Genomic DNA, 23,439 nt, shown 5'->3' on the forward strand with positions numbered 1-23,439 from the left:
CTTAAGTCGGACGGGAACGCGAGCCGTTCAGCGCCTCTAATGGCGCTTGCTGGGTACTGCAGGGTACCAACAACAAACGCAGCTTGTTGCCGAGACTTTGTAAATACTGCTGCCGTTCTTGAAACCGCTGGCGATAGGCCTGCAGTCGTTGTTTATCGCCGCTATCGATAAGTATCTCGCGCCAGCCGTCGGTAAAGCGGTAACGGCCTTGGCTTGGCAAACTGCTCTCCAGCGGGTCGACGATATGCACCAAAACCACGTCGCAATGCCGAGCCAAATTGGCCAAATGGTTTTCGGCCGCGCTATTCATACCGCGAAAATCGCTGAGGATATACACCCGGCTGCCGGGGCGGGCATGATGCAGCAATCTGGCCAGGGGTTGCGCCAAATTGAACACTCCCCCTCCACTATAGACAGGGTTGATCAGCGCGTTAAAAAACCGCAACAACGCCGGCTTACCGGTTTGCGGTTTTAATTCCTGGCAACCGTCTTCGCTAAAAATTTGCCCGCCGATGCGGTCGCCTTGCTTTAAAGCGGCCCAAGCCAGCAAACCCGCCAGCCGGGCCGCCTGTACCGATTTGAAAACGCCGCGCGTGGCAAAAGCCATCGTCGCGCGGTAATCGACCGCGATGAACATTGGTCTTTCCCGCTCTTCCTTAAACACTTTGCTATGCGGTTTGTCGGTACGCGCGGTAACCCGCCAATCCATCCGCCGCACATCGTCGCCGGGTTGATATAAGCGGGTTTCATCGAAAGCCATGCCGCGCCCCTTCAGATGCGACAGATAATTGCCGCTTTGCGCCGCGCGGATATTGGCATGGCCCAAGCTGAGCATGCCGGCCGGCTTGGCCAGATCGACCAAGGCTTTCAGAGTAACTTCAACCCGGGGGTTGCCGGCCGCTTGCGGCTTATTCATCAGGGTACCGCAATTCTGGCGATCAATTCTTTAATCACGTGGTCCGGCGTAATGCCTTCGGCTTCGGCTTCGTAAGACAAAATCAGACGATGCCGCAACACATCGTACGCCATATCCTGAATGTCGCCCGGATCGACAAAGTCGCGTTGTTGCAGCCAGGCCTTGGCTCGAGCACAGCGATCCAGCGCGATACTGGCGCGCGGACTGGCGCCGTATTCGATCCAGCCGGCCAAATCCTGACCATACGCGGCAGGATTGCGCGTCGCCAGCACGATTTGCAGTAAATACTGCTCCAGGCTGTCCGCCAGATATAAATCCAGCACTTCGCCGCGCGCCGCAAACAAAGCCTGCTGGCTGATTTTCCCGAAGGCGTTGCCGGTATGCAGCAGGGCACCCTTGGCTTCGGCGCGGGCCAGATGCAGAATCGCCTGTTCGTGTTCGGCATTCGGATAATCGATTTTCACATGCAGCAAAAATCGATCGAGTTGCGCTTCCGGAAGCGGGTAAGTGCCTTCCTGCTCGATCGGGTTTTGCGTGGCCATCACCATGAATAAAGGCGGCAGCGGATAAGTGGCTTTGCCGACCGTGATCTGCCGTTCCGCCATCGCTTCCAGCAACGCGGCCTGCACCTTGGCCGGAGCACGATTGATTTCGTCGGCCAGAATCAGATTATGAAACAACGGCCCTTTCTGGAATTCGAAACTGCCTTGCTGCGGCCGGTAAATTTCGGTACCGGTCAAATCGGCAGGCAACAAGTCCGGGGTAAATTGCACCCGATGAAAATCGGCTTCTATGCCTTGGCTAAGTACGTTAATCGCGCGGGTCTTCGCCAAACCTGGCGCGCCTTCCACCAATAGGTGGCCATCGGCCAGCAGGGCGATCAACATCCGTTCCACCAGTACTTCCTGGCCTATGATCTGGGTGTTGATATGGGATTTGAGTTGTTGTAAAGCGGTTTGGCTGGAGCTGAGACTTGTCGCAGTCATGTTAATAAAAAAGTCCTAAAATTTGATGAGTCTTCGACTGGGTTAAGGCCTGAAAGTTGCGTGGCGCTCAATTTTTCCGCTGCAGATCTTTCCATTCGCGATGGGCAACCATGATGTCGACTACTTTTTGCGGATCGTCGGTTACGGTGATCAGCTTTAAATCTTCTTCGGAAATGGTGCCGTATTCCAGCATCTTGGCTTTCATCCAATCCATCAGCCCGCTCCAGAAATCGGTACCGAACAATACTAGCGGAATCGGATAAATCTTATGCGTTTGCATCAAGGTCAAGGCTTCGAAGAACTCGTCCAAAGTACCGAAACCGCCCGGCATACAGACGTAACCGATCGAATAACGCACGAACATCACCTTGCGTACGAAAAAATAACGAAAATTCAGCGAAATATTTTGGTACGGATTGGGCTTTTGCTCCATCGGCAATTCGATGTTCAAACCGATGGACGGTTGATCGTGCAGAATGGCACCTTTGTTGGCGGCTTCCATCACGCCGGGCCCGCCGCCGCTGATGACCGCAAACCCTTCCTTGCTGAGCATTTCCGCCAGTTCCACGGTTTTTTGATAATAAAAATGCTCTGGGGGCAAACGAGCGGAACCGAAAATCGAAATCGCGTCGCACAAACCGGACAGTTCGTCGAAGCCTTCGGTAAATTCGCTGATGATGCGAAAAATCCGCCAGGACTGATCGCCTTTCAGGTCGTCGATGATACTGGATGAAGCCGCGCCGTCGCTGCGGCGGTTCTTGATGCAACTCATGGTTTATTCCTTAACGAGCACAACGCTCCATGCATAGGGAGGGATTTTTGCTTTGCCGGAGCGAATTTCACGATGCTTCCGACAGGCGGTAAACGATTTTACCGGCCAGCAAGGTATGGGTCACGCGCCCGGTCAGGGTCTGCAGCCAATACGGCGTATTACAACCGGCACTGCGCCAATTGTCGCGGTTGACTTGCCAACTGGCTTGAGGATCGAAAATACAGACATCTGCGTTAAACCCCGGCGTCAGCGCCCCACTAGCCAGACCCAAAATCTGCGCCGGCTTGCAGGTTAGCACGGCAATGGCTTGCGACAGGCCAATGCGATGTTGCTGAGTTAACGTCAGGCTGAGCGGCAGCAGAGTTTCCAACGAGGCGACCCCCGGTTCGGTTTCCGGAAACGCACCCAGCTTGGCATCCAGATCGTGCGGCTGGTGATCCGAACAAATCGCATCGATGGTACCGTTAACCAGCCCTTCGCGTAAGTACTGGCGATCGATGGCGCTACGTAGCGGCGGCATGACATGGTAATTACTGTCGAACGGAGTAATGTTGTCTTCGGTCAGATGCAATTGCTGAATCGCCACGTCGGCCGTGACATCCAGGCCGTATTTCTTGGCTTGTTGTAACTTGATCACCGATTGCTTACAGCTGATTTGGCTGATATGTACCCGGCAGCCGGTCAATTCGGCCAACTCCAGACATTGGGCCAACGCGATGGATTCGGCGGCTTCCGGGATGCCGGGCAAACCGTAACGGCTGGCTACCGCGCCTTCGTGCGCACAGCCCTTGCCGGACAAAGCCGCTTCATTGGCACGGAACATCAACAATAAATCGTGACTGCTGGCGTATTCCATCGCCCGCCGCAATATCAACAGATTGCCGAGCGGCTCGCTGGCATTGCTGACGGCGATACAGCCGGCCTGCTTCAGCGCGAACATCGCGCTCAGTTCGGTTCCGGCCAAGCGCTGTGTCAATGCACCGATGCTGTGGATTTGCGGGTAGTCGGCCTTTTCGGCCTTGTCCTTGATGAACTCGACTACCGCCGGGCTATCGATGCAGGGCTTGGTATCCGGCGGCAGACACAGCGAGGTGACGCCGGCGCTAAGCGCGGCCCGGGTTTCGCTGAGGATATTGCCTTTCTGTGTATGACCGGGTTCGCGCAAGCGCACACTAAGATCGACAAAGCCGGGGCAGACGATCTGGCCGCCGGCATCGATGATCTGCTCGGCCGTGAAATCGGCGGCTTGCTCCAGCACAGAGACGATCTTGCCGTCAGCAATGCACACAGCGCCAACGGCGTCGATGTTATTAGCGGGGTCGATGATACGGCCGTTTTTAATCAAAATCTTGGTCATGCCGTACCTCCCTGACTGTGCATGGCCATCGACATAATCGCCATTCTCACCGCGACGCCATTGCTGACTTGTTGCAGGATCACCGATTGCGGGCCGTCGGCGACGCTGGAGGCAATCTCCACGCCCCGATTGATCGGTCCCGGGTGCATTACGATAGCATCGGCTTTGGCGTGTTTAAGCTTGGCTTCGGTCAAACCGAAGCAGCGGAAAAATTCGCTTTCGCTAGGCAAAAACGCCGAGTTCATGCGTTCTTTTTGCAAACGCAGCATGATGACCACATCCACATCATCCAACCCTTCGTCCATATCGTGCATGGGTATTACGCCCATGGTTTTGACTTGTGCCGGCAGCAATGTCTTTGGCGCAATCACCCGAACTTCGGCAACACCCAAGGTGTTTAAAGCCAGAATCTGCGAACGCGCCACCCGCGAATGCAGAATATCGCCGACGATAGCCACTTTCAGACCCTCGAATTGTTTCTTATGTTGCCGGATCGTGAACATATCCAGCATCGCCTGGGTGGGATGGGCATGCTGGCCGTCGCCGGCATTGATCACACTGATATGCGGCGCGGTATGTTGGGCGATGAAATGCGCGGCACCACTGAGGGCATGGCGAACCACAAACATGTCCACATGCATCGCTTCCAGATTATGGATGGTGTCCAGCAGACTCTCGCCCTTGGAGGTGGCGGAGGTGGCGATATTCATGCTTAGCACGTCCGCCGACAGCCGGGTGGCGGCTAGTTCGAAAGTGGTCCGGGTCCTAGTACTGTTCTCGAAAAACAGGTTGACGATGGTCTTGCCGCGCAGCAAGGGCACCTTTTTGACCTGATGTTCGGACATACCGGCAAACGATTCGGCGGTATCCAGAATCTCGGTCAGCAGCTGTTTGTCCAGTCCTTCGATGGTCAGGAAATGCTTGAGCTTGCCTTGCTCGGTAAGCTGGATATGCCGGGTCATGCCGCCGCCACCTGCGGGGATTGAATCTCGATGCCCAGCGGGTCGGGGCCGGTCAGTTTGATACGCTGATCGCCGGCCAGATCGATGCGGATGCCGCAACAATCCGGTTGTAGCGGAATCTGCCGGCCGTTGCGCTCGATCAATACCGCCAACACTACTTGATTGGGGCGGCCGTAATCGAAAATCTCGTTCAGAGCAGCGCGGATGGTGCGGCCGGTGTAAAACACGTCGTCGATCAAGATGATGTCACGGCCTTCCAGATGAGGCGGCAGTTGGCTGGTCTTGACCTTGGGATGCATGCCGATTTGCGAAAAATCGTCGCGATAAAAAGTAATATCCAATAAGCCCAGCGTCTCTGTCAGCCCTAAGCGTTGGTGAATGTGCCGGGCAATCCAGGCCCCGCCGCTGTGAATGCCTATCAGTAACGGATTATGTAATTTTCTATCGACAATCTGTTGGCGAATCGCCGCTTCCAGGTTGTCGAGCAGGATGTCGATATTGAGAGTAGCGATTGGCATGGCGAATTAGAGTGGGAATCTTATTATTATAAAATTTAGACAAAAGGCGAAACAGGCGGGAGGAAAGGCAGAAGCCCAAACCGTTTTTCGTCTTTACCTTTTTATCATTTGCCTATTGATCAAACCAGCTTTGCAGGATGATTTGAGCCGCGAGTTGATCTTGCACCTCCCATAGTTTAGCAGCGCTGACTTTTAAATCGTCAAACAGCATTTGTTTGGCTGCGAAAGTGGTCAGGGTTTCGTCGATTTGATGCACCGGCAGATTGTAACGGCCATTAAGTTGGCGGCAGAATTTTTGCATGCGCGGGGTAACAACATTATCCGAACCGTCGTTTTGCCGGGAAATTCCGACCACCAGACCCTCGGGCTGCCATTCGGCGATCAGCAGGCCAATCTTGTTCCAATCGGGAACCTGGTTGAGCGAACGGATAGTTTGCAGCGGGCTGGCGATGCCGGTATCGGCATGACCGACCGCGACGCCGATTTTTTTATTGCCGAAATCAAACCCCAGGTAAGTGCTACTACTGAATTTCGCCGCCAGCGGGTCGCGCTTAACCATGGCCCGCCGGCGTGGTCAGACGATTGATATCGATACCCAGCTGCCCGGCCGCCGCATTCCAGCGCTGGCTGATCGGCGTTTCGTAGAGAATAGCTTCGCCGCAGGGCGTGTTCAGCCAGGCGTTTTCGACCATTTCTTTCTCCAGCTGACCGCTACCCCAGCCGGCGTAACCCAGTGCGATTAAATAATGGCTTGGGCCTTTACCTTCGGCGATGGCCTCGAGAATGTCGCGGGAGCTGGTGAGGGTAATATTGTCGGCGGTACTGATGCTGGAATCCCAGCGCTGCTCACAGGAATTATGAATCACAAAGCCGCGCTCCTGCTGCACCGGGCCACCGGCAAACACCGGCGTCTCCAACACGTTTTCCAGTTCGGTTTTGATGCCCATTTGCTCGAAAATATCGCGCAACTTCATACCGGTTGGCCGGTTGATAACGATACCTAGCGCGCCTTCGTCGTTGTGTTGGCACAAATAGGTAACCGTATGAAAAAAATGCGGATCGGCTAGGCCGGGCATCGCAATCAAAAACTGGTTATTTAAATAAGTAACATCTGTCATTGGAGTGCTGTATGGGCTAGCGGGCAGTCATGCCGGTTTCATCTGAGAATTTCCAGACCCTGGTAATCACCAAAACGTTCACTTCTTTTAACAAATCATCGGGTAACGCAGCAAAGGGCGCGCTCATCTTCACAATGCGTTTCGCGGCGTCATCTAATGCGGCATTGCCGGAAGACCGAACAATTCGCATGCTGTAAATACTGCCGTCGGCATTGATCCCAACATCCATGGTCAAGGATTGCGATGCACCGCTTTTGCGCGCGGCCTCAGGATAATTCAGATTTCCGGTCCGCTCAACCTTGTCTTCCCAATCCTTGACGTACTGCGCAGCCAAATACTTGTGGGTACTGATCGAGTTGACAAATTTGATCTTGGTATCCTGAGCGCTTTGCTGGCTGTTGCGGATACGTTCGCCTAACTGGGCAATTTGTTGCTGAAGTGCTTCCGGCGATAATTTGGGGGCGGATTCCTGAACTTCAACGGCTTCTGGCATTTCTATCGGCTGCTCGGGCTCGGCCACCACTTTCACCGGCGCTTTCGGTTGCGTCAAAATTTTCTCGGCGACCGGTTTGACCTGAGCGACGGCCGGATGCGGCAGGACTTTTTTAACCGGCGGACTGAACGGCTGGTCCTGGGTCGCTATTTTTTGCTGCGGCGGTTCCGGTTTGCGGGTTTCTTCGCCGGCGCCTATTTGATGTTCTGCCGCCAGATATTTCGCATCCTTGGGCGCCTTTTTGACCGGCGCATGAGCAACGGTTATTTCAATCGAACGGTTGATCTTGGGCGGTTGCGGCGCTGTGAAATTAACCCCCAACAACACGATTACGTGCAGCACCGCCGCCACAAACAAAGCCGTCAGCAGCGAATCGCCCTGCGATAACGGAGTGGGTGTTAATTCCGGCGCATACATACTCAGGCTTGCAGCTTGGCGGCGATGTGATCCATTAATTGTGCGCTGATATTGATGCCGAACTGTTTATCCAGTTCCTGCACACAGGTCGGACTGGTGACATTCACCTCGGTCAAATAATCGCCGATCACATCCAGGCCAACGAATATCAGACCTTTTTCGCGCAGGGTTGGCCCGACCTGTTCGGCAATCCAGCGATCGCGATCGCTTAAAGGCCGGCCTTCGCCACGGCCTCCGGCGGCCAGATTACCCCGGCTCTCGCCGCTGGCGGGTATCCGCGCCAGGCAATAGGGAACCGGTTCGCCATTAACCACCAAAATGCGTTTATCGCCGTCTTTTACCGCCGGCAGATATTTTTGCGCCATGATGTAACTGGCGCCGTGCTGGGTCATGGTTTCCAGAATCACGCTGAGATTGGGATCGTTTTCCCGCACGTAGAAGATTGACGCGCCGCCCATCCCGTCCAAGGGTTTCAGGATGATTTCCTTGTGTTCTTGCAAAAATTCGCGAATTTTTCGCGGATCCCTGGCTACCAAAGTGTCGGTACAGCATTGCGGAAACCAGGCGGTGAACATTTTTTCGTTGGCATCCCGCAGCGATTGCGGCTTGTTGACCACATAAACGCCCTGCCGTTCGGCCTGCTCCAGCATATAGGTGGCGTATATATATTCCTGATTGAAAGGCGGATCCTTACGCATCAGAATTGCATCCAGCTCCGCCAGCGCAATCTGCTGCTCGCCTTGAAAACCGTACCACGCCTTTTCGTCGCGCTGCACCTGCAGCAAACGCGTGCGGGCATAAGCCTGACCATTACGCATATACAGGTCGGATAGCTCCATGTAATGCAACTCCCAACCGCGCGCCTGCGCTTCCAACAACATCGCGAAACTGGTGTCCTTTTTAATATTGATCTGGCCGATGGGGTCCATGACCATGCCGAGTTTGATAGCCATTAAAGTCCTGTAATATCCGAAGCGGGTGGAAATAAAAACGATTTTATCAAATTTATTTTCCAGGCTGTTGTTTACCAACAAAAGTTTTTTTGATATAAAGCGCGGCTATTTTGAATTAAAAGCTCGCATTGAGGTAGTCATGTCCAGAGTATGCCAAGTAACAGGTAAACGCCCGATCAGCGGGCACAACGTTTCACACGCGATGAACAGAACCAAAAGACGTTTTACGCCTAATCTGCATCACCATAGATTTTGGGTTGAAAGCGAAAACCGTTGGGTTCGTTTGAGAGTATCTTCCAAAGGTATGCGGATTATCGACAAAAACGGCATCGATGCCGTGCTGGCCGATATGCGTAAACGCGGCGAACAATTTTAAGGAGACTGAATCATGCGTGACAAAATCAAACTGGTTTCTAGCGAAGGCACCGGCCATTTCTACACCACCACCAAAAACAAAAAAACCATGCCTGAAAAAATGGAGATCAAAAAATTTGATCCTGTCGTTCGTAAGCATGTGATGTACAAAGAAGCCAAAATCAAATAGACCCTGGTTTATTGACCAGCTTCAAGGCGTTGGCGGGCTAGCAGGGTTTTGTCCGACTAGCCACCGCCACCGGCTTTCTTGATCGCATCCAATTCCGCTTTCAACGATTCCGTAAACTTGGCAAGCGCCAAATATTTCATCTCCAAAGCCTTTTTCTCAGCTTCCAAAATATTGTATTTGGTTTTAAGTTGCTGAAGGAAGCGCCGTAAACGCTCCATATCGTCCTGCGCCGAAGAATGCTCAGAGAACGACTGACTAGCCTCGGTTTCGCCACTAACTCCGCGAAAATTACTGGTTTCGATGCCGTCATCGATCGGAAACGAGGAAGGCGCTTTCAGCTCATCAGGACTGATACTCTCGATACCACCGCTTAAAATCAAAGCATTGAACTTATGCCGCATCAAAATAAATGCGGCGGTTTCGCTGATCTTGCCGTTCTGGCAGACCACCACAATCGGATGCTGACGGTTCAAAGTTTTCAGCTGCATGCGCAACGAAAAAAACGGCAGATTGATGCTGAACGGCAAATGCCTAGGCTTATATTCGTCCGGCTCCCTTACGTCGATTAAATCGGCGCCCTTGGCAACTAAATCCTGGGCATCTTGATAACTGATATATTTAAGCGTCGGCTGCTTAATTAACGTCAAAAACTGCTCTTTGCCCAAACGCAGCAAGGAAACGTCGCTGATGGCGGTCACCGACACATTCCGCGGCTCGCCTGAAATCAGCGCATCTTCGCCAAAGGTATCCTGATCGCCAAGTTGTGCCAGTTTAATTTCCTTGGCGCTGGGAGCGGGTTTTCTGCTGACCAGACATTGGCCTTTTTTGATAATGTAGTAAAAATCACCGGGTTCACCTTGACTGACAATAACATCACCGGCAACCACGCGAACTTCCTGCATGCCCATTAAAATTTTTTGCAAATTGGCCGGAGGCAACGCCCGGAACACCGGCGACTTCAGTAAAGTCGTCATCCAGTCATCGTTGCCCTCTTCCTCATCAACTACCATAAAACTCTCGGTTTCTTCATACGGAACATCTTGAGCGGATTTCATCATATCAGCATTCAATCGCAAAAAACGAATTCTGCCATTAGCAACGGCGTTCACTTTTCGGGGGATTTGATGGGCTAATGCGAAGCGCGCCGAAGGGCTGTCCGACTTGATTGTTTCGATCTTCAGATGATCGGTCTGCAAGGTGACGCTACCGTCAAGCAGATAGAGCAAGTCGTTACGCTCTTCGCCGCATTTGAACAAAAACTGGCCTTCCTCCGCATCCTCGATCTTGATTTGTGCGCATAGCGCCTCAAACTTATTGAACGGCAGCGTGGATAGCGGAATTAATTGCCGAATCACACGGCCTTCAGCAGAATGGATGTCGACAGCCACGTACTAGTTGCGGATAAAAAGTGAAGGGAAACCAACAAGAAAACTTAATCTATGATAGTCGATTATTAAGTAAACTCTCAGTGAAACATTTTGCCACCCAGCGTGTCCATGCTGGCAACTTAACTGCCTGGAATGCAACAACCATGACGACCATGACCAAATTATTCCTGATTATTTTGATAAGCCTGAGCAGTTGGCAGGCCGGTGCAGTCCTGCCCGGACAAATTGACGGTGCGCCGTTACCGTCCCTAGCGCCGATGCTGGAGCAAAGCATGCCGGCTGTGGTCAATATTTCCACCTCCACCAATGTCCGGGTGCAGGAAAATCCGTTGATGAACGACCCCGCGTTTCGGCGTTTTTTCAATATCCCCAAAAACCCGAAACAGCAACAACGGAACAGCTTGGGTTCCGGGGTGATTATCGATAAAGATCAAGGCTATGTGCTGACCAATAACCATGTGATAGACAAAGCGGACAAGATTACCGTGACGCTCAGTGACGGTCGGCAGCTTAACGCCAAACTGCTGGGCACCGATCCGGAGGCCGACGTGGCAGTGATTCAGATCCCCGCGGACAACCTCAGCGCGCTGAAAATCGCCGACTCCAGCCAGCTTAAAGTCGGCGACTTCGTGGTCGCCATCGGCAACCCGTTCGGCCTAGGGCAAACCGTTACTTCCGGCATCGTCAGCGCGCTGGGCCGCTCCGGGCTGGGCATCGAAGGTTATGAAGATTTTATTCAAACCGATGCCTCGATCAACCCAGGCAATTCCGGCGGCGCCCTGGTGAATTTGCGCGGTGAATTTGTCGGCATGAACACCGCCATCCTGGCCCCCAGCGGCGGCAACGTCGGTATCGGTTTTGCGATTCCGTCGAATATGGCACTTAGGTTAATGGAATCGCTGGTTCAACACGGCGAAGTACGCCGCGGCTTGCTGGGCGTTACGACTCAAGACCTGACGCCGGAACTGGTGAAAGCTTTTGCCCTGAAAAGCCAGCATGGCGCGGTAGTTAGCCGGGTAGAAGCCGGTTCGCCAGCCGAAAAAGCCGGCCTGGAGCCGGGCGATATTATCCTGGCCATCAACGGTCAGGACGTCAAAGGCGGCAGCGCGCAAATCCGTAACGCAGTCGGCTTACTGCAAATCGGCGATACCGCCAGCCTGGAAGTTATGCGCGGCGAGGAACGCAAGTCGCTGCAAGCCACCATAGGCAAGCCGAAACGGCCGGAGCTGGACGGCAATAAACTTCATCCGACTTTAAGCGGCGCCGTGCTCGGCGTGACGCCCAAGGATCAGGTGGAAGGTGTGATGATCGAAAAAGTCGAACAAAACTCCAAAGCTTGGAAAACCGGCCTACGGCCCGGCGACATCATCGTCACCGCCAACCGCTACCGGGTCAGGAACTTGGACGAGATCAAGCAGGTGGTCAACCCGAATGCACCCTTGCTTGTCAATCTGCAACGCGGCGGCGAAGCCTTTTTCGTCGTGTTGCAATAAGCTCAATTCAACATCGTTTTCAGCGCGGCCAGGCTGGCCTTGCCGCGCTGCTTGATTTCTTCCGGCGGCAATTGCTTTTTGTTGGCCCACTCCAAATCCTCTTCCGGCAACTCGTTTAAAAACCGGCTGGGTTCGCACTCGGCCAAATCGCCGTAGCGCTTGCGGTGCGTGCAATAACTAAAGGTTAAAGTCTGCTGGGCGCGGGTAATCCCGACATAAGCCAAGCGCCGCTCTTCTTCGATATTATCGGTCTCGATGCTGTTTTGATGCGGCAGCAGATTTTCTTCCATACCGATCAAAAACACATGCGGAAACTCCAGGCCCTTGGCGGCATGCAGCGTCATCAAGCTCACCTGATCGCCGGCTTCGTCTTCCTGATTGCGATCCAAAATATCCAGCAACATCACCTTGGCGATTACATCCGCCAGCGATTGCTGAGTTCCCTGATCTTTGCTGGCGAGACGTTGCAACCACTCGATCAACTCGTAAACGTTTTTCAATTTACGTTCGGCCGAGGCCGGGGTTTTACTGTTCTCCTGCAACCAGGCCGGATAATGAATTTCGTCTATCATCCGGTTAATCACCACAAAGGTGTCCTCGCGCTCGGTCTTGATCGCCGTTTCTTTCAGCCAATCGCAAAAATTGACCAAGCGATGCATAGCCTTATCCGGCAAGCGTTGCTGCAGCCCCAACTCATTGCAGGCGGCAAATAGGCTGATATGCCGCTCGTTGGCATAGGCGCCCAATTTTTCCAGCGTGGTCGGGCCGATCTCTCGGCGCGGGGTGTTGATCACCCGCAAGAAAGCCGCATCATCATCGCGATTGACCAGCAGGCGCAGATAAGCCAATACGTCCTTGATTTCCGCAAAGGAAAAAAACGAGGCGCTGCCGCTGATGAAATAGGGCACGTTGTTTTCGCGCAATTCCTTCTCGAACAAGCGCGACTGGTGATTGCCGCGATACAAAATCGCGTAATCGCCGTAAGAGCCGCCGGTTTTGAAACGGTGATGCACGATTTCGGCGGTGACTTGCTTGGCTTCTGCAACGTCGTTCTTATGACTCAGCACTCTTAGCGGGTCGCCATAGCCCAGCTCGCTCCACAGTTTTTTCTGGAAGGCGTGCGGATTGTTGGCGATCAACTGGTTGGCCACCTTCAAAATCCGTCCGGCGGAACGGTAATTCTGCTCCAGCTTGATGACCTGCAAGCGGCTGTAATCTTTTTGCAATTGGCCAAGATTTTCAGGCTGCGCGCCACGCCAGGCATAGATCGACTGGTCGTCGTCGCCCACCACGGTAAAGCGGCCGAGATTGCCGGCCAATAATTTCACCAGTTGATACTGGGTGATATTGGTATCCTGGTATTCGTCCACCAGCAGGTAGCGAATCTTGTTCTGCCATTTCTCAAGCACCTCGGGATGTTGCTGGAACAGCAGCACCGGCAATAAAATCAAATCGTCGAAATCGGTGGCGTTATAGGCCTTCAAGCTGCGGGTAAACGCTTCGTAAAGCAGCGCAGCCGGCAGGCTGTTGGCATCGGATTGGCTCAAGGCTTGAAGTGGCGTGATAAAGGCGTTTTTCCATTGGCCGATTTGCCAGTTGTACTGCTCCACATTATCGATATCGCAACCGCCCACGCCGTGACTGATCAGATTGCGCAGTAAGGTCAGTCGGTCTTGTTCATCAAACAAGGTGATCGCCGCCTTATAACCCAGGGCCTTATGTTCGGCGCGCAAAATATCCAAACCAAGGGAATGAAAGGTGGAGACTCTTAGCCCCCGGCCCTGTTTGTCATCCAGCAAACGTCCGACCCGGCTTTTCATCTCCCGCGCCGCCTTGTTGGTAAAGGTAACCGCCGCGATATGCCGGGCGGGCGTGCCTTGCTGCACCAGATAGGCGATTTTCTCGGTAATCACCCGCGTCTTGCCGCTACCGGCGCCGGCCAGCACTAGCAGGGGATGATCGATGGTTTTAACGGCGGCGAGCTGTTGCGAGTTAAGTTTGGGAGCCATTTACAAGTGATCGAGCGGACTGGTCACGCCTTGGCCGCCTTTGTTGAGAACATGGGTGTAAATCATCGTGGTGCTGACGTCAACATGACCGAGCAATTCCTGCACAGTACGGATATCGTAACCGCTTTCCAGCAAATGCGTGGCAAACGAATGCCGAAAGGTGTGCGGCGTAGCGGCCTTGCCAAAATCGGCATCGCGCGCCGCCTGTTTCACGGCCCGTTGTATGGCCTGCTCCTGAATATGATGCCGCCGCACCTCGCCGCTACGTGGGTCGGTGGAGAGCTTTGCGGCGGGGAATACATATTGCCAAATCCACTCCCTGGCGGCATTGGGGTATTTGCGTTCCAGCGCATAGGGCAGATAAACACTGCCGAAACCTTGCGCCAAATCGGTAAGATGCAGCTCCTTGACCTTGTCTAAATGCATTTGTAGCGTCGGCGTCACTGACGTCGGCAACATCGTCACCCGGTCTTTGAACCCCTTGCCATCGCGGATCAAAATCTCCCGACGCTTGAAATCCACATCCTGTACCCGCAAGCGCAAGCATTCCATAATCCGCATGCCAGTGCCATAAAGCAGGCTGGCAATCAAATGCGGCGTGCCATTTAAACGCACCAAAATCGCCTGGATTTCCTCGCGATTCAATACCACCGGAAACGCTTGGGCGCCTTGGCCTGTTCCACGTTATCCAGCCATGGCAACTGCACAGCCAATACTTCCTTATATAAAAACAGCAGTGCCGCTTTCGCCTGATTCTGTGTAGAGGCAGCCACCTTGCCGTCGACCGCCAAATGCGTCAAAAACTGTTCAACTTCTCTAGCACCCAGGTCGCGGGGATGCTGCTTGCCAAAATACAAAATAAAGCGTTTAATCCAGTCCGTGTATGCCTGTTCCGTGCGAATACTGTAGTGCTTCAAACGAATTTTGGCGCGCACTTGGTCTAACAGTTTCGGCGGATTTCCTGGCAAGGCATTTGACGCATCTGACATTGATTTTTAGGATAGGCTAAATTTAGACAAACTACTGAAATAGAAAATGATTCTATTAATTAAAAATGAGTTAGGCAACCGTTTGACGCAATGTTTTGCGTCATTTAGGATGTCTAATTGTAGTTAGGCCTCTTCATCGCAGTAGCGCAACCAGAATCCAGCGCATATCACAAGCCATATTGCAGGAGACTCAATGGGAGCCGACCTTAAAGAAGACCCTACGTTTTTCGATCGAGCTGATAGTCTTATCAACTTGGCAAACGAACACTGTGCTGAAACAGGCAGAGGCAAAGTAAGTGCATCATTCATGTATGGTTGCGCTCGGTTTCAGGCATGGAATGCAGCAACGTGGGCGGGGAATTCTGGCGAAATGCTAGAAAAGCGAAATGAAACGATCGAGTACTTTGTTGAGCAATACAGAACTATGCTCTCTGAGAACCTCGACGACTACATTGGCAACTTCGCAAAATACATGGGGCCGTCCAATGACCACTAACCATTTTAGCGTCTGCGTTGGCCTAACTAGTTGTTCAACAGGACGTCAACCCGCTACGCGGGCTGCCGCCTGTTAACGCGGGCGTTAGAAGGCACAGAGCGATCATGCGTGCATTCAAACACCACAGCTCATTTCCCAAAGAGAAACACGTCCAAAACCATCTGTTTCCGCACGTCTGCTTCCACTGCCGGAAATCTTTCAAGAAGCCACGTAGTGAAGAGCCAAGGCTCTGTCCCCAATGTGGTGCCAATATGGTGGAGTTGAGCCGCAAGTTTTCCGCCCCCAAGACAACCGACGCAGAGCAGTGGGAGAAGGTTCAGTTCTTGGTTGCTCACGGCTTCGTTTTTCAGTCTCTGCATGAATTGCGCGAAGACGGAAAACAATACAATGTGAGTTACCCCGCCACGCTTCAGGAAGCTAAGGCGTTTGTCATTGAATACAAACAGCAGGCGGTTCGAAGTGCTATCTAACATTCCGCTCAACCTCGCTCCCTTCGGTCGCTGGACGCTGCGCGATAAAGCCGCGCAGCGCCGGTTAGCTCTACGTTGGGCGTCATAACATGGGCTACTCTTTATCCTTACTTGCGGTTCAAACCTCGGACGCGGCAGCGGCACTCGAGCAACTTGGTTACATCCGCACTGGCCAATCCTGCGAATACGCGCGGGAACCTCTATCGAGCTATGCGCTCCCCACAAATTGGTTTCTCATCGTTGCGCGCGGTTGCGACAACCGCTTCCTGCAACCGAAGATATTGGGGCCTTTGTCCGAGCACTTTCCCGTGATTGGCTGCTCAGTTGAGGAGCATGTTATGTTCAGCTCCGCCGAGTATTGGGCCGGTGGCAATCAGGTATGGCGTGTGGAGCATGTCGGTGAGAATGGCCCCATTCACTTGAAGACTTCTGGCGTTCTGCCACCCGGGTTTAAGGCCATGGCTGCCGCGCACAAGGAAGCACAAGAAGCAGATGGAGGGGAAAAGGCAGGCGTCGACCACTACTTCGACATTCCACTAAACGCGGCTAAAGAAGTTATCGGTTTTAAGCACGATGAAGACATACCAGGCGTGGACTACGACGGCTTCGAAGTACTTCGTAAGACTTCCTCGTCAACCGGTTCCAAGCCTTGGTGGCGCTTCTGGAAATGACGCCCAACCCTACAGTTAACCGGACCGCCTGCAAGCTGCGCTTGCAGGCGGTCCGGCCTTCGGCCTCCGCCGGCCGGTTACTTTGCACGTTAGGCAACCAAAATGTCGGAAACAGAAAATGAAAAAGATTGGAAACTCAAGCTCCGATATGGGAAGCTCACTACGCCATTTCAACACTACACTTTAATTGGTGAAGGCATCGTGGGGGTTCTTGCACCTGAGTTTTCTTGCCCTCAAGGGCCTGCTTTTATGGGCATGAAAGCTTGGGCCTTATCATCCGACCAATCAATTGATATGCTCAGAGTAATTGGCGGCCGTATTGGCTTTACTGTTACTGGTAATACTCAAGTTTGGGAAACAGAACCTGAAGATCCTCCAGGTGAAAAACCTTATGGTTATGGCATTAACTTCACTCCATTCAACGATGATGAAAAGTAAATATTGCCTAACCCTACGCTCAAGTTCCCTCCCTTCGGTCGCTAGGACGCGCCTTCGGCGCTCCCCTTAGCTGCACGTTAGGTTGCGGTGAATGCATGACTATTTCAAAAGCTGCTAGTCCGTTAGTCTATCAATGCATGTTTTGTGCTGAAAGCATCGCGCCAACAGATATGGACCCATGTGCGTTAAATATAATTGCAAGAATTGATCGCCCGCGCGAAGTTCAAAAGGAACAAATGTTTTATTGCCACATTGACTGTCTTAAATCTCACTCAAGCATACATCCTGGTAATTTCTATATTACCGATCCAAATTTTTCTACCGTAGGAGAGTTCGCAAGTGAGTAACCCACCTAACACGTCGCTCAAAGGGACGCTGCGCGCCCCTTAGCTTTGCGTTAGCCGCATCACGCCTCACACCATGAAATTCGTTTGGATAGCTTTGATACTGGTCGGTGCAGCCATCGGATCGTTTATCTTTTGGCGTCAGCGACACCAAGTAACAGAGGCGTCTCACATCTCGACGCTGTCATGGCTCACGACGGAAAAGATATACGAGGGGTTTCCCTTGATGCTCCGCCGTCCCATGAAGCTAGACACAGATTCGCTGCGCCCGCTGTATCCCACTCTGGCTGTTGTGACTCATGAGTTCGCTAAGCGCAAGCCAAACGGATTGCCCGAACCGGACTACAACGAGAGCCTTTTCGATATGGACTGTGCCTTGGTTGAAGCGTTTGATGTTGGCAGCATGGGTGTCCCAGCATTGGTCGAGACGTTTGGCGGCAAGCGTCACTATTACTTCTATGTGTCATCCACGGCTGATGTTCCAACTACTATTTCTGCTGTTGCGCAGCGCTATCCCACAGAGCGATTGTCTTGGACAGTTCGCCCAGACCCGAAGTGGGGATTTATTGAGAAGTATGCGACTGAGCACTTTTGATGCGGCTAACCATGCGCTGCAGCGAACCCGGCAGAGTGTCGTGGTTGCAATCGTGGCGTCCCGTGGGCCGGGTCGCTGAGCTTGGGTCGTTATGCATAAAAAGTTAGTATTCATTTTTGCCGCTTGGTTGGTAGCTTCATCGGCATGTGGAGCTGAGTCGCGATTACAAGTCAATCCTTTCGGCACTTGGTCCATTGCCAGCAATCACAACGAACATCGTTGGGTCATTATTCATAATCTCAATGAGGCCCCTAAATCTGGTGTGTACCACATAGAAGTTATCGGTCGTGGCAATGGTAAGCCCATCTGGAACATTCGCCATATTGCAAACCACATGGCAATCACTGAAGAGGCTCTTTCCCGCAGCGTAATCAAACCATTGAATAAAGGTGGCGTTTACCCAGAGTCATTCGAGTGGGCCTACAAATCTTGGCAAGATACAAATGATGGTAAAGGTGGTTTCATATGCAAAACAGATGTCATTCAATGCCTTCGACAATAATGCATAACCCATCATTTAACACTGACTGGCGCGATAAACCCGCGCCAGTCGGTTAATTCAATCGTTAGGCCGATTGAGATGGCGATGCTCCACATCATTTTGAGAATCGTTCTATTGATAATATTTTTGTTTAACGTCACGCTTGTACTGTTGGTGACTTTTTGGCGGTTACTGCCGAGCGACGCTCAAGCACAATTAAACTTCCCATCCATGGCGGGTTTTGGGCTTTTCATGATTTACATTTCTGCGTTTAATCGCTTCCCCACCCAAGGCCGTCTGTTACTCCGTCAAAATGAATTCAGATATATTCATGCACCCGCCATTGTCATATCTACAGTTGGCTTTACTCTTGGTTTCTTACTTAGATAAGCCTAAACCGGCAGTCAAGCGGGACGCGCCTTCGGCGCGCCCCTTACTTTTACGTTAGAACGCAATGCCCATGAAGTATTTGTCACTGTTCCGAATGCCAACCCCGATGAAAATCACCGGGCGGTCTTCAAGCATCACGAACGCTTTCATTAATTCGATAATTCTTGTCGTGCCACCCAGCGCGGAAGAAGTAAAGCAGGCATTGGAAATACTCGGAATGACCCCCGAAACATTTCAGCGTGCATACTGTGGCAGCGTGGCTACCCATTCCGAAACAGCGTGCTTACCATCGACTACCCGGCGCGCCTCTGGCTAGTTGAGGACTCGCAATGACGCCTAACCGCTCGCTCAAACCTTAGATATAACTAAACACAACTGCGTATTTTTGAACAAACTGGAAGCTATTTTATGAATTCGAACCAAAATGCTGTGATGTCTTCTTTAACCTCACACAATCCGTTTACTGGCCGTATCAGCGAAGAGTACGATTTTCTAGGGATGATGTGTCCCAATGTAGTGGTTCTGACGCAGAAGCTCGGCGCCACTATCGCCGCATGGCGTCCCGGCAACACTTTACAGGGACTTGAGATCGGCTGCGGCACGGGCCTGAGTACGCTGTCCTTACTTTCTCAGTGCGAGGGCCTACATCTTCGCGCTTTCGATGCATCATCAGCAATGCTTAAACAGGCGCGCGCGAATTTGGCGAAGTATGTCGACGGTGGCCGTGTCGAGTTCATCGAAAGCGATGCGTTAGCTTTTTTGCAAGAGCAAGCAAACGCAAGCGTCGATGTTGTTGCCTCAAATTATGCCATTCACAATTTCCTGAATGACTATCGGGACCAAGTCTTTGCCGAAATCTTGCGCGTCCTTAAACCGGGAGGACTATTCGTGAACGGCGACCGCTTTGCTATCGATGATCCGGCTCAACATCTGGCCTCGACACAAGCCGACATTCGTCACTGGTTCAAGACTTTCGGGGAACTGAAGCGTTACGACCTCCTGGAAGACTGGGTCGTGCATTTGCTCAGCGACGAATCGCCGGACCACATCATGTATGCTTCAACCACGCTAGCCACATTGCAATCTCTCGGCTTCGCCGATGTGCACTCGCTCTATCGCGAAGGCGTCGATATGCTCATAACGGCGGCAAAGCCCGCGTAGGATAGGTAGAGCACAGCGAAATCAATCTTTCCAGCCGGGTATATCACGGGCATCCATCCAGTCTCTAACATGGCGAGCAACCGGAGCACGGGCATATGCGGTTTTATTTTTTCGGCTAACCGGGCCGCGCCCGGTTAGCTTTAGGTTAGGCCACAGAATGAATCAGACGCTTCTTCAACGAGTTCTCGACGGCGACCAAACGGCCCAAACTCAGTTCGGTGAGGCCGAGCATTGCGTCGTAATCGACTGGCGTGACGGGCCGGCCGAAGTCGTCGAAGCCATTGCCGCCTTCCTGCCAACTGGTTATCTCGCCCTTGGCACGCTGTCGGAACAGACCTGTGAGCTCATCGTGCAGGGGCGTCCGCCGGTTCTGGTCGAAATTTCTCCGAACGCAATGCAGGAGAAACTCCTCCTATGCATAAGCAACGCAATTGCACCCGAGTACGAAATTCGACAATACAGACCGATGGACGGCGACGGCTATTCTGTCTTCGTAGCACCGCAATCCGTATGGGCCAACATAGAAAGCGCGCATCCCAAGGCTGTACAACGGCTGTTCCTCAGTGCGCAAAGGCTTGCTGCGTATTGGAGCAAGGGGTACTTGGCCCGTGTCTTCAGCAAGCCATGATCGCTCGGCCTAAACCGTCGCTCAAGCGGACTCGCGTCGGCAGGCCGCCGCTCTCGGTTTCTCTTCGAGTTTCCGAGACCTAAGAGGAGTTTCCCGAAGAACTACGAATCGAAATGGCCGCTGGTTTTCTCGCTTGTACAGACGCCTTGTTCGAATACCTCAAGGGTTGGGCGTTTACGAAGGAGAACCCCGATGTCGTCCGACAATGCGCTTGGCAACTAGGACTCTAGCCTCGGCACCAAACCCAGGCTTGCGGCGGGCATCGGAGTATCGCTAAACTCCATACCTTATTCTCTGGTCTTTGGAGGGGCGCATGTTCGGCAATCTTTTCAAAAAACTTGCGCGGAAGTCTGTCGAACCGCACAGATTCATCGTAGCCCAGCTCAACGCCCGGATACAACCCATGCACCGGGGCGAGTTTTTCGAGGACCCTCTGGCTGCCGAATTGAAGAAGCACGCCATCGGCATTGTCAGCGGCGGCGGTACCATGCAAAACCCGAGCGGCGAAATCGAGTACTGCGACATTGAGATCGAACTATCCGGTTCAGCCCCGGAAACGCTGAAACAAATCGTGGAGATACTTGAAAGTCTCGGCGCCCCGAAGGGTTCAAAGCTTAAGCTGGAAGCCGACGGAAGCGAAGTCGCATTCGGCGTATGCGAAGGCTTGGCTGTTTACCTTAACGGTACCGAGCTGGCTCCCGAGGTTTACGAAGCCTGCGATTCGAATTTTGTCTATAGCGAACTCGACCGCCTGCTTGAGGGCGCGGGCCGGGTTTTGAGTTATTGGCAAGGCCCCACCGACACTGCGTTTTACCTCTACGGCGCCTCGGCCTCGGCAATGAGAGACCGGATATCCGATTTCCTTGACAGCTATCCGCTGTGTCAAGGCTGCAGAATCGAGCAAATCGCATGACAGCAGGCCAAGCAAAGCTTGGACAGGATAATATGCGGTTTATCAATTGCTGGACTGGAAAATGAACCTGCGCCGATTCGGCATCTACTGCGGCATCGTCGCTCCCGTGCTATGGCTGTCGCTGATTGCAGTAGCCGGCGCCATGCGCCCGGAATTCAGCCACGTAAATCAATACATCAGCGAGCTCGGCGAACGCGGCAGCGCCACGGAAATATTGATGCGCTATATCGGCTTCGAATTCTCCGGCTTTCTGTATTTGTGTTTCGCGGCGGCGCTCCCCGCAAACCTCAGAGCGGGCTGGCGCTCCGCACTGCTTGCGGTATTTATCGGCCTGGACGGGCTGGGACGTATCGGGGCCGGCGTCTTCGCCTGCGATCCCGGCTGCGACGGCTTGTCGTCCAGCCAAGCGTTGCATCGGCTATTCGCCACCACCGGCTTTTCCGCCGCCATCCTGGCTGCTATTGCCTGCGGCGTGCTGCTCCGAACCCATGCCTGGCTGGGCAGCCTTAGCGGCTATTCGATCGGAAGCGGCATTCTGGCAACAATTTTTCTGTTGCTGATGACTTGGGATAGCAATCCGATACTCGCTTCGGGCCTGTCTGAACATCTGGCAACCGGAGCGTTATCCCTTTGGCTGCTGGTGTTCGCCGCCCGTTTGTTGCGGGCGCCTTAGCATTTGCCCGGAACGCAATCGTGAAATATTCCAGTTCCGGCCCTCTTCACCGCGACTATCCGGCCGGACAAAACCGGGGTGCGGCAATGCATTACCCCATTTTCCCGACGGACGACACCCCATGCCAAAACCCACCACGCCGATCGCTATCCGGGCCTCCGACGCGCCTGCCCGCACTAAGCCATCCAATTACCCGGAACCGTTCGCGTCGCAGATGGCGGGCCGCGAGAAACGCAGCCTGGGCGATCCGTTCGGCCTCGGCAATTTTGGCGTCAATCTGACGCGGCTGGCGCCGCATGCGGTATCGGCCTTGCGCCATTCGCATTCCAAACAAGACGAGTTTATTTATATCCTGGAAGGCTTTCCCACGTTGCACACCGACGAAGGCCGGACACCGCTAGCGCCCGGCATGTGCGCGGGTTTCAAGGCCGGCACCGGTAACGGCCACCGGTTAATCAACGAAACGGCGGAAGACGTGGTGTATTTGGAAGTCGGCGACCGCAGCGCCGGAGATGAGGGGACTTATCCGGATGACGACCTGAAAGCGCTGCAAGTGGAAGGCAAGTGGTTGTTTTTGCATAAAGACGGCACGCCGTATTAATATTTTTTGACCTTTAGATCCGTTTATTCATGCCCGCAAGGAGTTAAGAAAAGACAAATTACGAGCGTTTGCCCATGCCGATGATACCCGTAGCCAAGGTAATTTCCCGCAGAAAGCATAATAAACCGCCAATTAAAGCCAACATCGCCGCAACAAACAACAACGAGACCGCATCCGACAAATCGATAGCCAACTCCACGCCCAAGAACATCGCGACAATCGACATACAAATTAGCAGGGCGCAGGTGGTGCATAAAGTGATAGCCAAATGTATCCAATGCGCTCTGCGTACGAGGGTACGCATCTCGCCATGATATTCTTCGGCCTCGGCGCCGTTAAGCTTGCATAACAAGCGAAACCGATCCACTGTTCGCCCCAAACGGTTAGTCAAAACGCCCAAAATACCGGCCACGCCGGTCAGCAAAAACACAGGAGCAACCGCCTGTTGAATCACATGCGCAACTGTCGGAATGTTGGCTATCGTATCCATAATGGCTATCCAAAACGTTGATAAATAAAAAATCCGGCGACCAATTTGTTTCGCTCACCGCACATCGAAGTTCGTCGGCTGTCGAAATTCTTTACAATGCGTGTTGCATTTAGCCGGCGTCCGGTTAAATTGACCCATAAAGCAAATCCGACCGCAACCTCACGGAGAGCCAA

The 23,439-nt window shown here is 53.0% G+C and carries 30 protein-coding genes; 15 read left to right on the plus strand and 15 right to left on the minus strand.

Annotated elements, in window-relative coordinates; genetic code table 11:
* Nucleotide 1: 1 nt before the first annotated feature.
* The 10 genes from ACH50O_RS17780 to gshB all read right to left on the minus strand — a co-directional run bounded on the left by ACH50O_RS17780 (nt 2) and on the right by gshB (nt 8,492).
* A complete protein-coding gene (locus ACH50O_RS17780) occupies nt 2-916 on the minus strand; it encodes a DUF58 domain-containing protein (RefSeq protein WP_446809086.1) in 915 nt (304 codons plus the stop codon).
* Nucleotides 916-1,902, minus strand: a complete 987-nt coding sequence (locus ACH50O_RS17785) for an AAA family ATPase (RefSeq protein ID WP_446809087.1) — start codon at nt 1,900-1,902, stop codon at nt 916-918. The genes ACH50O_RS17780 and ACH50O_RS17785 overlap by 1 nt, the downstream gene beginning before the upstream one ends.
* Nucleotides 1,903-1,969: 67 nt before the next feature.
* Nucleotides 1,970-2,674 (minus strand): LOG family protein, encoded by a 705-nt coding sequence (locus ACH50O_RS17790; protein ID WP_446809088.1) that lies wholly within the window; start codon nt 2,672-2,674, stop codon nt 1,970-1,972.
* Nucleotides 2,675-2,741: 67 nt separating this feature from the next.
* A complete protein-coding gene (locus tag ACH50O_RS17795; RefSeq protein ID WP_446809089.1) occupies nt 2,742-4,031 on the minus strand; it encodes a dihydroorotase in 1,290 nt (429 codons plus the stop codon).
* Nucleotides 4,028-4,993, minus strand: a complete 966-nt coding sequence (locus ACH50O_RS17800) for an aspartate carbamoyltransferase catalytic subunit (protein WP_446809090.1) — start codon at nt 4,991-4,993, stop codon at nt 4,028-4,030. The genes ACH50O_RS17795 and ACH50O_RS17800 overlap by 4 nt, the downstream gene beginning before the upstream one ends.
* Entirely contained in the window at nt 4,990-5,511 is a 522-nt protein-coding gene (pyrR, locus tag ACH50O_RS17805) for a bifunctional pyr operon transcriptional regulator/uracil phosphoribosyltransferase PyrR (protein WP_446809091.1), read from the minus strand. Before pyrR ends, ACH50O_RS17800 begins: the two co-directional genes overlap by 4 nt.
* 112 nt (nt 5,512-5,623) lie before the next feature.
* Nucleotides 5,624-6,070: a Holliday junction resolvase RuvX gene (ruvX, locus tag ACH50O_RS17810; RefSeq protein WP_446809092.1), complete on the minus strand. Its 447-nt coding sequence runs from the start codon at nt 6,068-6,070 to the stop codon at nt 5,624-5,626.
* The gene (locus ACH50O_RS17815; RefSeq protein ID WP_446809093.1) at nt 6,063-6,629 is read right to left on the minus strand and encodes a YqgE/AlgH family protein; all 567 of its coding nucleotides are present in this window, start codon (nt 6,627-6,629) and stop codon (nt 6,063-6,065) included. The genes ruvX and ACH50O_RS17815 overlap by 8 nt, the downstream gene beginning before the upstream one ends.
* Nucleotides 6,630-6,645: 16 nt before the next feature.
* Nucleotides 6,646-7,539 (minus strand): TonB family protein, encoded by an 894-nt coding sequence (locus tag ACH50O_RS17820; protein WP_446809094.1) that lies wholly within the window; start codon nt 7,537-7,539, stop codon nt 6,646-6,648.
* A gap of 2 nt (nt 7,540-7,541) precedes the next feature.
* Nucleotides 7,542-8,492, minus strand: coding sequence for a glutathione synthase (gene gshB, locus ACH50O_RS17825; protein WP_446809095.1), 951 nt, complete (start codon nt 8,490-8,492; stop codon nt 7,542-7,544).
* 139 nt (nt 8,493-8,631) lie between these two features.
* Between gshB and rpmB the strand changes: the two genes are divergently transcribed.
* Both rpmB and rpmG read left to right on the plus strand, forming a co-directional pair.
* Nucleotides 8,632-8,868, plus strand: coding sequence for a 50S ribosomal protein L28 (gene rpmB / locus ACH50O_RS17830; protein ID WP_301939065.1), 237 nt, complete (start codon nt 8,632-8,634; stop codon nt 8,866-8,868).
* A gap of 12 nt (nt 8,869-8,880) precedes the next feature.
* Nucleotides 8,881-9,036 (plus strand): 50S ribosomal protein L33, encoded by a 156-nt coding sequence (rpmG, locus tag ACH50O_RS17835; RefSeq protein ID WP_013816853.1) that lies wholly within the window; start codon nt 8,881-8,883, stop codon nt 9,034-9,036.
* Nucleotides 9,037-9,092: 56 nt separating this feature from the next.
* On the opposite strand, the gene ACH50O_RS17840 is transcribed toward rpmG, so the two are convergent.
* Nucleotides 9,093-10,424 carry a cyclic nucleotide-binding domain-containing protein gene (locus ACH50O_RS17840; protein ID WP_446809096.1) on the minus strand — a complete coding sequence of 444 codons (1,332 nt, stop codon included), beginning with the start codon at nt 10,422-10,424 and terminating at the stop codon, nt 9,093-9,095.
* Nucleotides 10,425-10,576: 152 nt separating this feature from the next.
* Between ACH50O_RS17840 and ACH50O_RS17845 the strand changes: the two genes are divergently transcribed.
* A complete protein-coding gene (locus ACH50O_RS17845) occupies nt 10,577-11,917 on the plus strand; it encodes a DegQ family serine endoprotease (protein WP_446812169.1) in 1,341 nt (446 codons plus the stop codon).
* A 2-nt stretch (nt 11,918-11,919) separates the two neighbouring features.
* On the opposite strand, the gene rep is transcribed toward ACH50O_RS17845, so the two are convergent.
* From rep to ACH50O_RS17860, 3 genes are read right to left on the minus strand one after another with little or no spacing between them, the layout of a single operon-like run.
* Nucleotides 11,920-13,926 carry a DNA helicase Rep gene (gene rep, locus ACH50O_RS17850; RefSeq protein ID WP_446809097.1) on the minus strand — a complete coding sequence of 669 codons (2,007 nt, stop codon included), beginning with the start codon at nt 13,924-13,926 and terminating at the stop codon, nt 11,920-11,922.
* Nucleotides 13,927-14,577, minus strand: a complete 651-nt coding sequence (locus ACH50O_RS17855; RefSeq protein WP_446809098.1) for an integron integrase — start codon at nt 14,575-14,577, stop codon at nt 13,927-13,929.
* Entirely contained in the window at nt 14,568-14,915 is a 348-nt protein-coding gene (locus ACH50O_RS17860; RefSeq protein ID WP_446809099.1) for a phage integrase N-terminal SAM-like domain-containing protein, read from the minus strand. The genes ACH50O_RS17855 and ACH50O_RS17860 overlap by 10 nt, the downstream gene beginning before the upstream one ends.
* Before the next feature lie 193 nt (nt 14,916-15,108).
* Between ACH50O_RS17860 and ACH50O_RS17865 the strand changes: the two genes are divergently transcribed.
* From ACH50O_RS17865 to ACH50O_RS17920, 12 genes are all read left to right on the plus strand, one after another.
* Nucleotides 15,109-15,411, plus strand: coding sequence for a DUF3144 domain-containing protein (locus ACH50O_RS17865; RefSeq protein WP_446809100.1), 303 nt, complete (start codon nt 15,109-15,111; stop codon nt 15,409-15,411).
* 104 nt (nt 15,412-15,515) lie between these two features.
* Complete coding sequence (locus ACH50O_RS17870; protein WP_446809101.1) at nt 15,516-15,881, plus strand: hypothetical protein; 366 nt, start codon at nt 15,516-15,518, stop codon at nt 15,879-15,881.
* A gap of 89 nt (nt 15,882-15,970) precedes the next feature.
* Complete coding sequence (locus tag ACH50O_RS17875; protein WP_446809102.1) at nt 15,971-16,552, plus strand: hypothetical protein; 582 nt, start codon at nt 15,971-15,973, stop codon at nt 16,550-16,552.
* Nucleotides 16,553-16,654: 102 nt separating this feature from the next.
* The gene (locus tag ACH50O_RS17880; RefSeq protein ID WP_446809103.1) at nt 16,655-16,990 is read left to right on the plus strand and encodes a hypothetical protein; all 336 of its coding nucleotides are present in this window, start codon (nt 16,655-16,657) and stop codon (nt 16,988-16,990) included.
* A 95-nt stretch (nt 16,991-17,085) separates the two neighbouring features.
* Nucleotides 17,086-17,337, plus strand: a complete 252-nt coding sequence (locus tag ACH50O_RS17885) for a hypothetical protein (protein WP_446809104.1) — start codon at nt 17,086-17,088, stop codon at nt 17,335-17,337.
* Nucleotides 17,338-17,410: 73 nt separating this feature from the next.
* Nucleotides 17,411-17,929, plus strand: coding sequence for a DUF695 domain-containing protein (locus ACH50O_RS17890; RefSeq protein ID WP_446809105.1), 519 nt, complete (start codon nt 17,411-17,413; stop codon nt 17,927-17,929).
* 91 nt (nt 17,930-18,020) lie between these two features.
* A complete protein-coding gene (locus tag ACH50O_RS17895) occupies nt 18,021-18,431 on the plus strand; it encodes a DUF5086 family protein (protein WP_446809106.1) in 411 nt (136 codons plus the stop codon).
* Nucleotides 18,432-19,208: 777 nt separating this feature from the next.
* Nucleotides 19,209-19,961: a class I SAM-dependent methyltransferase gene (locus ACH50O_RS17900; protein ID WP_446809107.1), complete on the plus strand. Its 753-nt coding sequence runs from the start codon at nt 19,209-19,211 to the stop codon at nt 19,959-19,961.
* 157 nt (nt 19,962-20,118) lie between these two features.
* Entirely contained in the window at nt 20,119-20,589 is a 471-nt protein-coding gene (locus tag ACH50O_RS17905; protein WP_446809108.1) for a hypothetical protein, read from the plus strand.
* A 313-nt stretch (nt 20,590-20,902) separates the two neighbouring features.
* Nucleotides 20,903-21,502 (plus strand): hypothetical protein, encoded by a 600-nt coding sequence (locus ACH50O_RS17910; protein WP_446809109.1) that lies wholly within the window; start codon nt 20,903-20,905, stop codon nt 21,500-21,502.
* A gap of 61 nt (nt 21,503-21,563) precedes the next feature.
* Nucleotides 21,564-22,175 (plus strand): DUF998 domain-containing protein, encoded by a 612-nt coding sequence (locus ACH50O_RS17915; RefSeq protein ID WP_446809110.1) that lies wholly within the window; start codon nt 21,564-21,566, stop codon nt 22,173-22,175.
* Between the two features lie 121 nt (nt 22,176-22,296).
* Complete coding sequence (locus ACH50O_RS17920; protein WP_446809111.1) at nt 22,297-22,776, plus strand: cupin domain-containing protein; 480 nt, start codon at nt 22,297-22,299, stop codon at nt 22,774-22,776.
* Between the two features lie 58 nt (nt 22,777-22,834).
* On the opposite strand, the gene ACH50O_RS17925 is transcribed toward ACH50O_RS17920, so the two are convergent.
* A complete protein-coding gene (locus ACH50O_RS17925; protein ID WP_446809112.1) occupies nt 22,835-23,266 on the minus strand; it encodes a DUF2721 domain-containing protein in 432 nt (143 codons plus the stop codon).
* Nucleotides 23,267-23,439: the final 173 nt, after the last annotated feature.

Source organism: Methylomonas sp. 2BW1-5-20 (genome assembly GCF_052474515.1).

Coding starts and splice junctions, on each gene's coding strand:
- ACH50O_RS17780 (WP_446809086.1), bottom strand. CDS start 916: ATGAATAAGCCGCAAGCGGCCGGCAACCCCCGGGTTGAAGTTACTCTG.
- ACH50O_RS17785 (WP_446809087.1), bottom strand. CDS start 1,902: ATGACTGCGACAAGTCTCAGCTCCAGCCAAACCGCTTTACAACAACTC.
- ACH50O_RS17790 (WP_446809088.1), bottom strand. CDS start 2,674: ATGAGTTGCATCAAGAACCGCCGCAGCGACGGCGCGGCTTCATCCAGT.
- ACH50O_RS17795 (WP_446809089.1), bottom strand. CDS start 4,031: ATGACCAAGATTTTGATTAAAAACGGCCGTATCATCGACCCCGCTAAT.
- ACH50O_RS17800 (WP_446809090.1), bottom strand. CDS start 4,993: ATGACCCGGCATATCCAGCTTACCGAGCAAGGCAAGCTCAAGCATTTC.
- pyrR (WP_446809091.1), bottom strand. CDS start 5,511: ATGCCAATCGCTACTCTCAATATCGACATCCTGCTCGACAACCTGGAA.
- ruvX (WP_446809092.1), bottom strand. CDS start 6,070: ATGGTTAAGCGCGACCCGCTGGCGGCGAAATTCAGTAGTAGCACTTAC.
- ACH50O_RS17815 (WP_446809093.1), bottom strand. CDS start 6,629: ATGACAGATGTTACTTATTTAAATAACCAGTTTTTGATTGCGATGCCC.
- ACH50O_RS17820 (WP_446809094.1), bottom strand. CDS start 7,539: ATGTATGCGCCGGAATTAACACCCACTCCGTTATCGCAGGGCGATTCG.
- gshB (WP_446809095.1), bottom strand. CDS start 8,492: ATGGCTATCAAACTCGGCATGGTCATGGACCCCATCGGCCAGATCAAT.
- rpmB (WP_301939065.1), top strand. CDS start 8,632: ATGTCCAGAGTATGCCAAGTAACAGGTAAACGCCCGATCAGCGGGCAC.
- rpmG (WP_013816853.1), top strand. CDS start 8,881: ATGCGTGACAAAATCAAACTGGTTTCTAGCGAAGGCACCGGCCATTTC.
- ACH50O_RS17845 (WP_446812169.1), top strand. CDS start 10,577: ATGACCAAATTATTCCTGATTATTTTGATAAGCCTGAGCAGTTGGCAG.
- rep (WP_446809097.1), bottom strand. CDS start 13,926: ATGGCTCCCAAACTTAACTCGCAACAGCTCGCCGCCGTTAAAACCATC.
- ACH50O_RS17860 (WP_446809099.1), bottom strand. CDS start 14,915: ATGTCAGATGCGTCAAATGCCTTGCCAGGAAATCCGCCGAAACTGTTA.
- ACH50O_RS17865 (WP_446809100.1), top strand. CDS start 15,109: ATGGGAGCCGACCTTAAAGAAGACCCTACGTTTTTCGATCGAGCTGAT.
- ACH50O_RS17870 (WP_446809101.1), top strand. CDS start 15,516: ATGCGTGCATTCAAACACCACAGCTCATTTCCCAAAGAGAAACACGTC.
- ACH50O_RS17875 (WP_446809102.1), top strand. CDS start 15,971: ATGGGCTACTCTTTATCCTTACTTGCGGTTCAAACCTCGGACGCGGCA.
- ACH50O_RS17880 (WP_446809103.1), top strand. CDS start 16,655: ATGTCGGAAACAGAAAATGAAAAAGATTGGAAACTCAAGCTCCGATAT.
- ACH50O_RS17885 (WP_446809104.1), top strand. CDS start 17,086: ATGACTATTTCAAAAGCTGCTAGTCCGTTAGTCTATCAATGCATGTTT.
- ACH50O_RS17890 (WP_446809105.1), top strand. CDS start 17,411: ATGAAATTCGTTTGGATAGCTTTGATACTGGTCGGTGCAGCCATCGGA.
- ACH50O_RS17895 (WP_446809106.1), top strand. CDS start 18,021: ATGCATAAAAAGTTAGTATTCATTTTTGCCGCTTGGTTGGTAGCTTCA.
- ACH50O_RS17900 (WP_446809107.1), top strand. CDS start 19,209: ATGAATTCGAACCAAAATGCTGTGATGTCTTCTTTAACCTCACACAAT.
- ACH50O_RS17905 (WP_446809108.1), top strand. CDS start 20,119: ATGAATCAGACGCTTCTTCAACGAGTTCTCGACGGCGACCAAACGGCC.
- ACH50O_RS17910 (WP_446809109.1), top strand. CDS start 20,903: ATGTTCGGCAATCTTTTCAAAAAACTTGCGCGGAAGTCTGTCGAACCG.
- ACH50O_RS17915 (WP_446809110.1), top strand. CDS start 21,564: ATGAACCTGCGCCGATTCGGCATCTACTGCGGCATCGTCGCTCCCGTG.
- ACH50O_RS17920 (WP_446809111.1), top strand. CDS start 22,297: ATGCCAAAACCCACCACGCCGATCGCTATCCGGGCCTCCGACGCGCCT.
- ACH50O_RS17925 (WP_446809112.1), bottom strand. CDS start 23,266: ATGGATACGATAGCCAACATTCCGACAGTTGCGCATGTGATTCAACAG.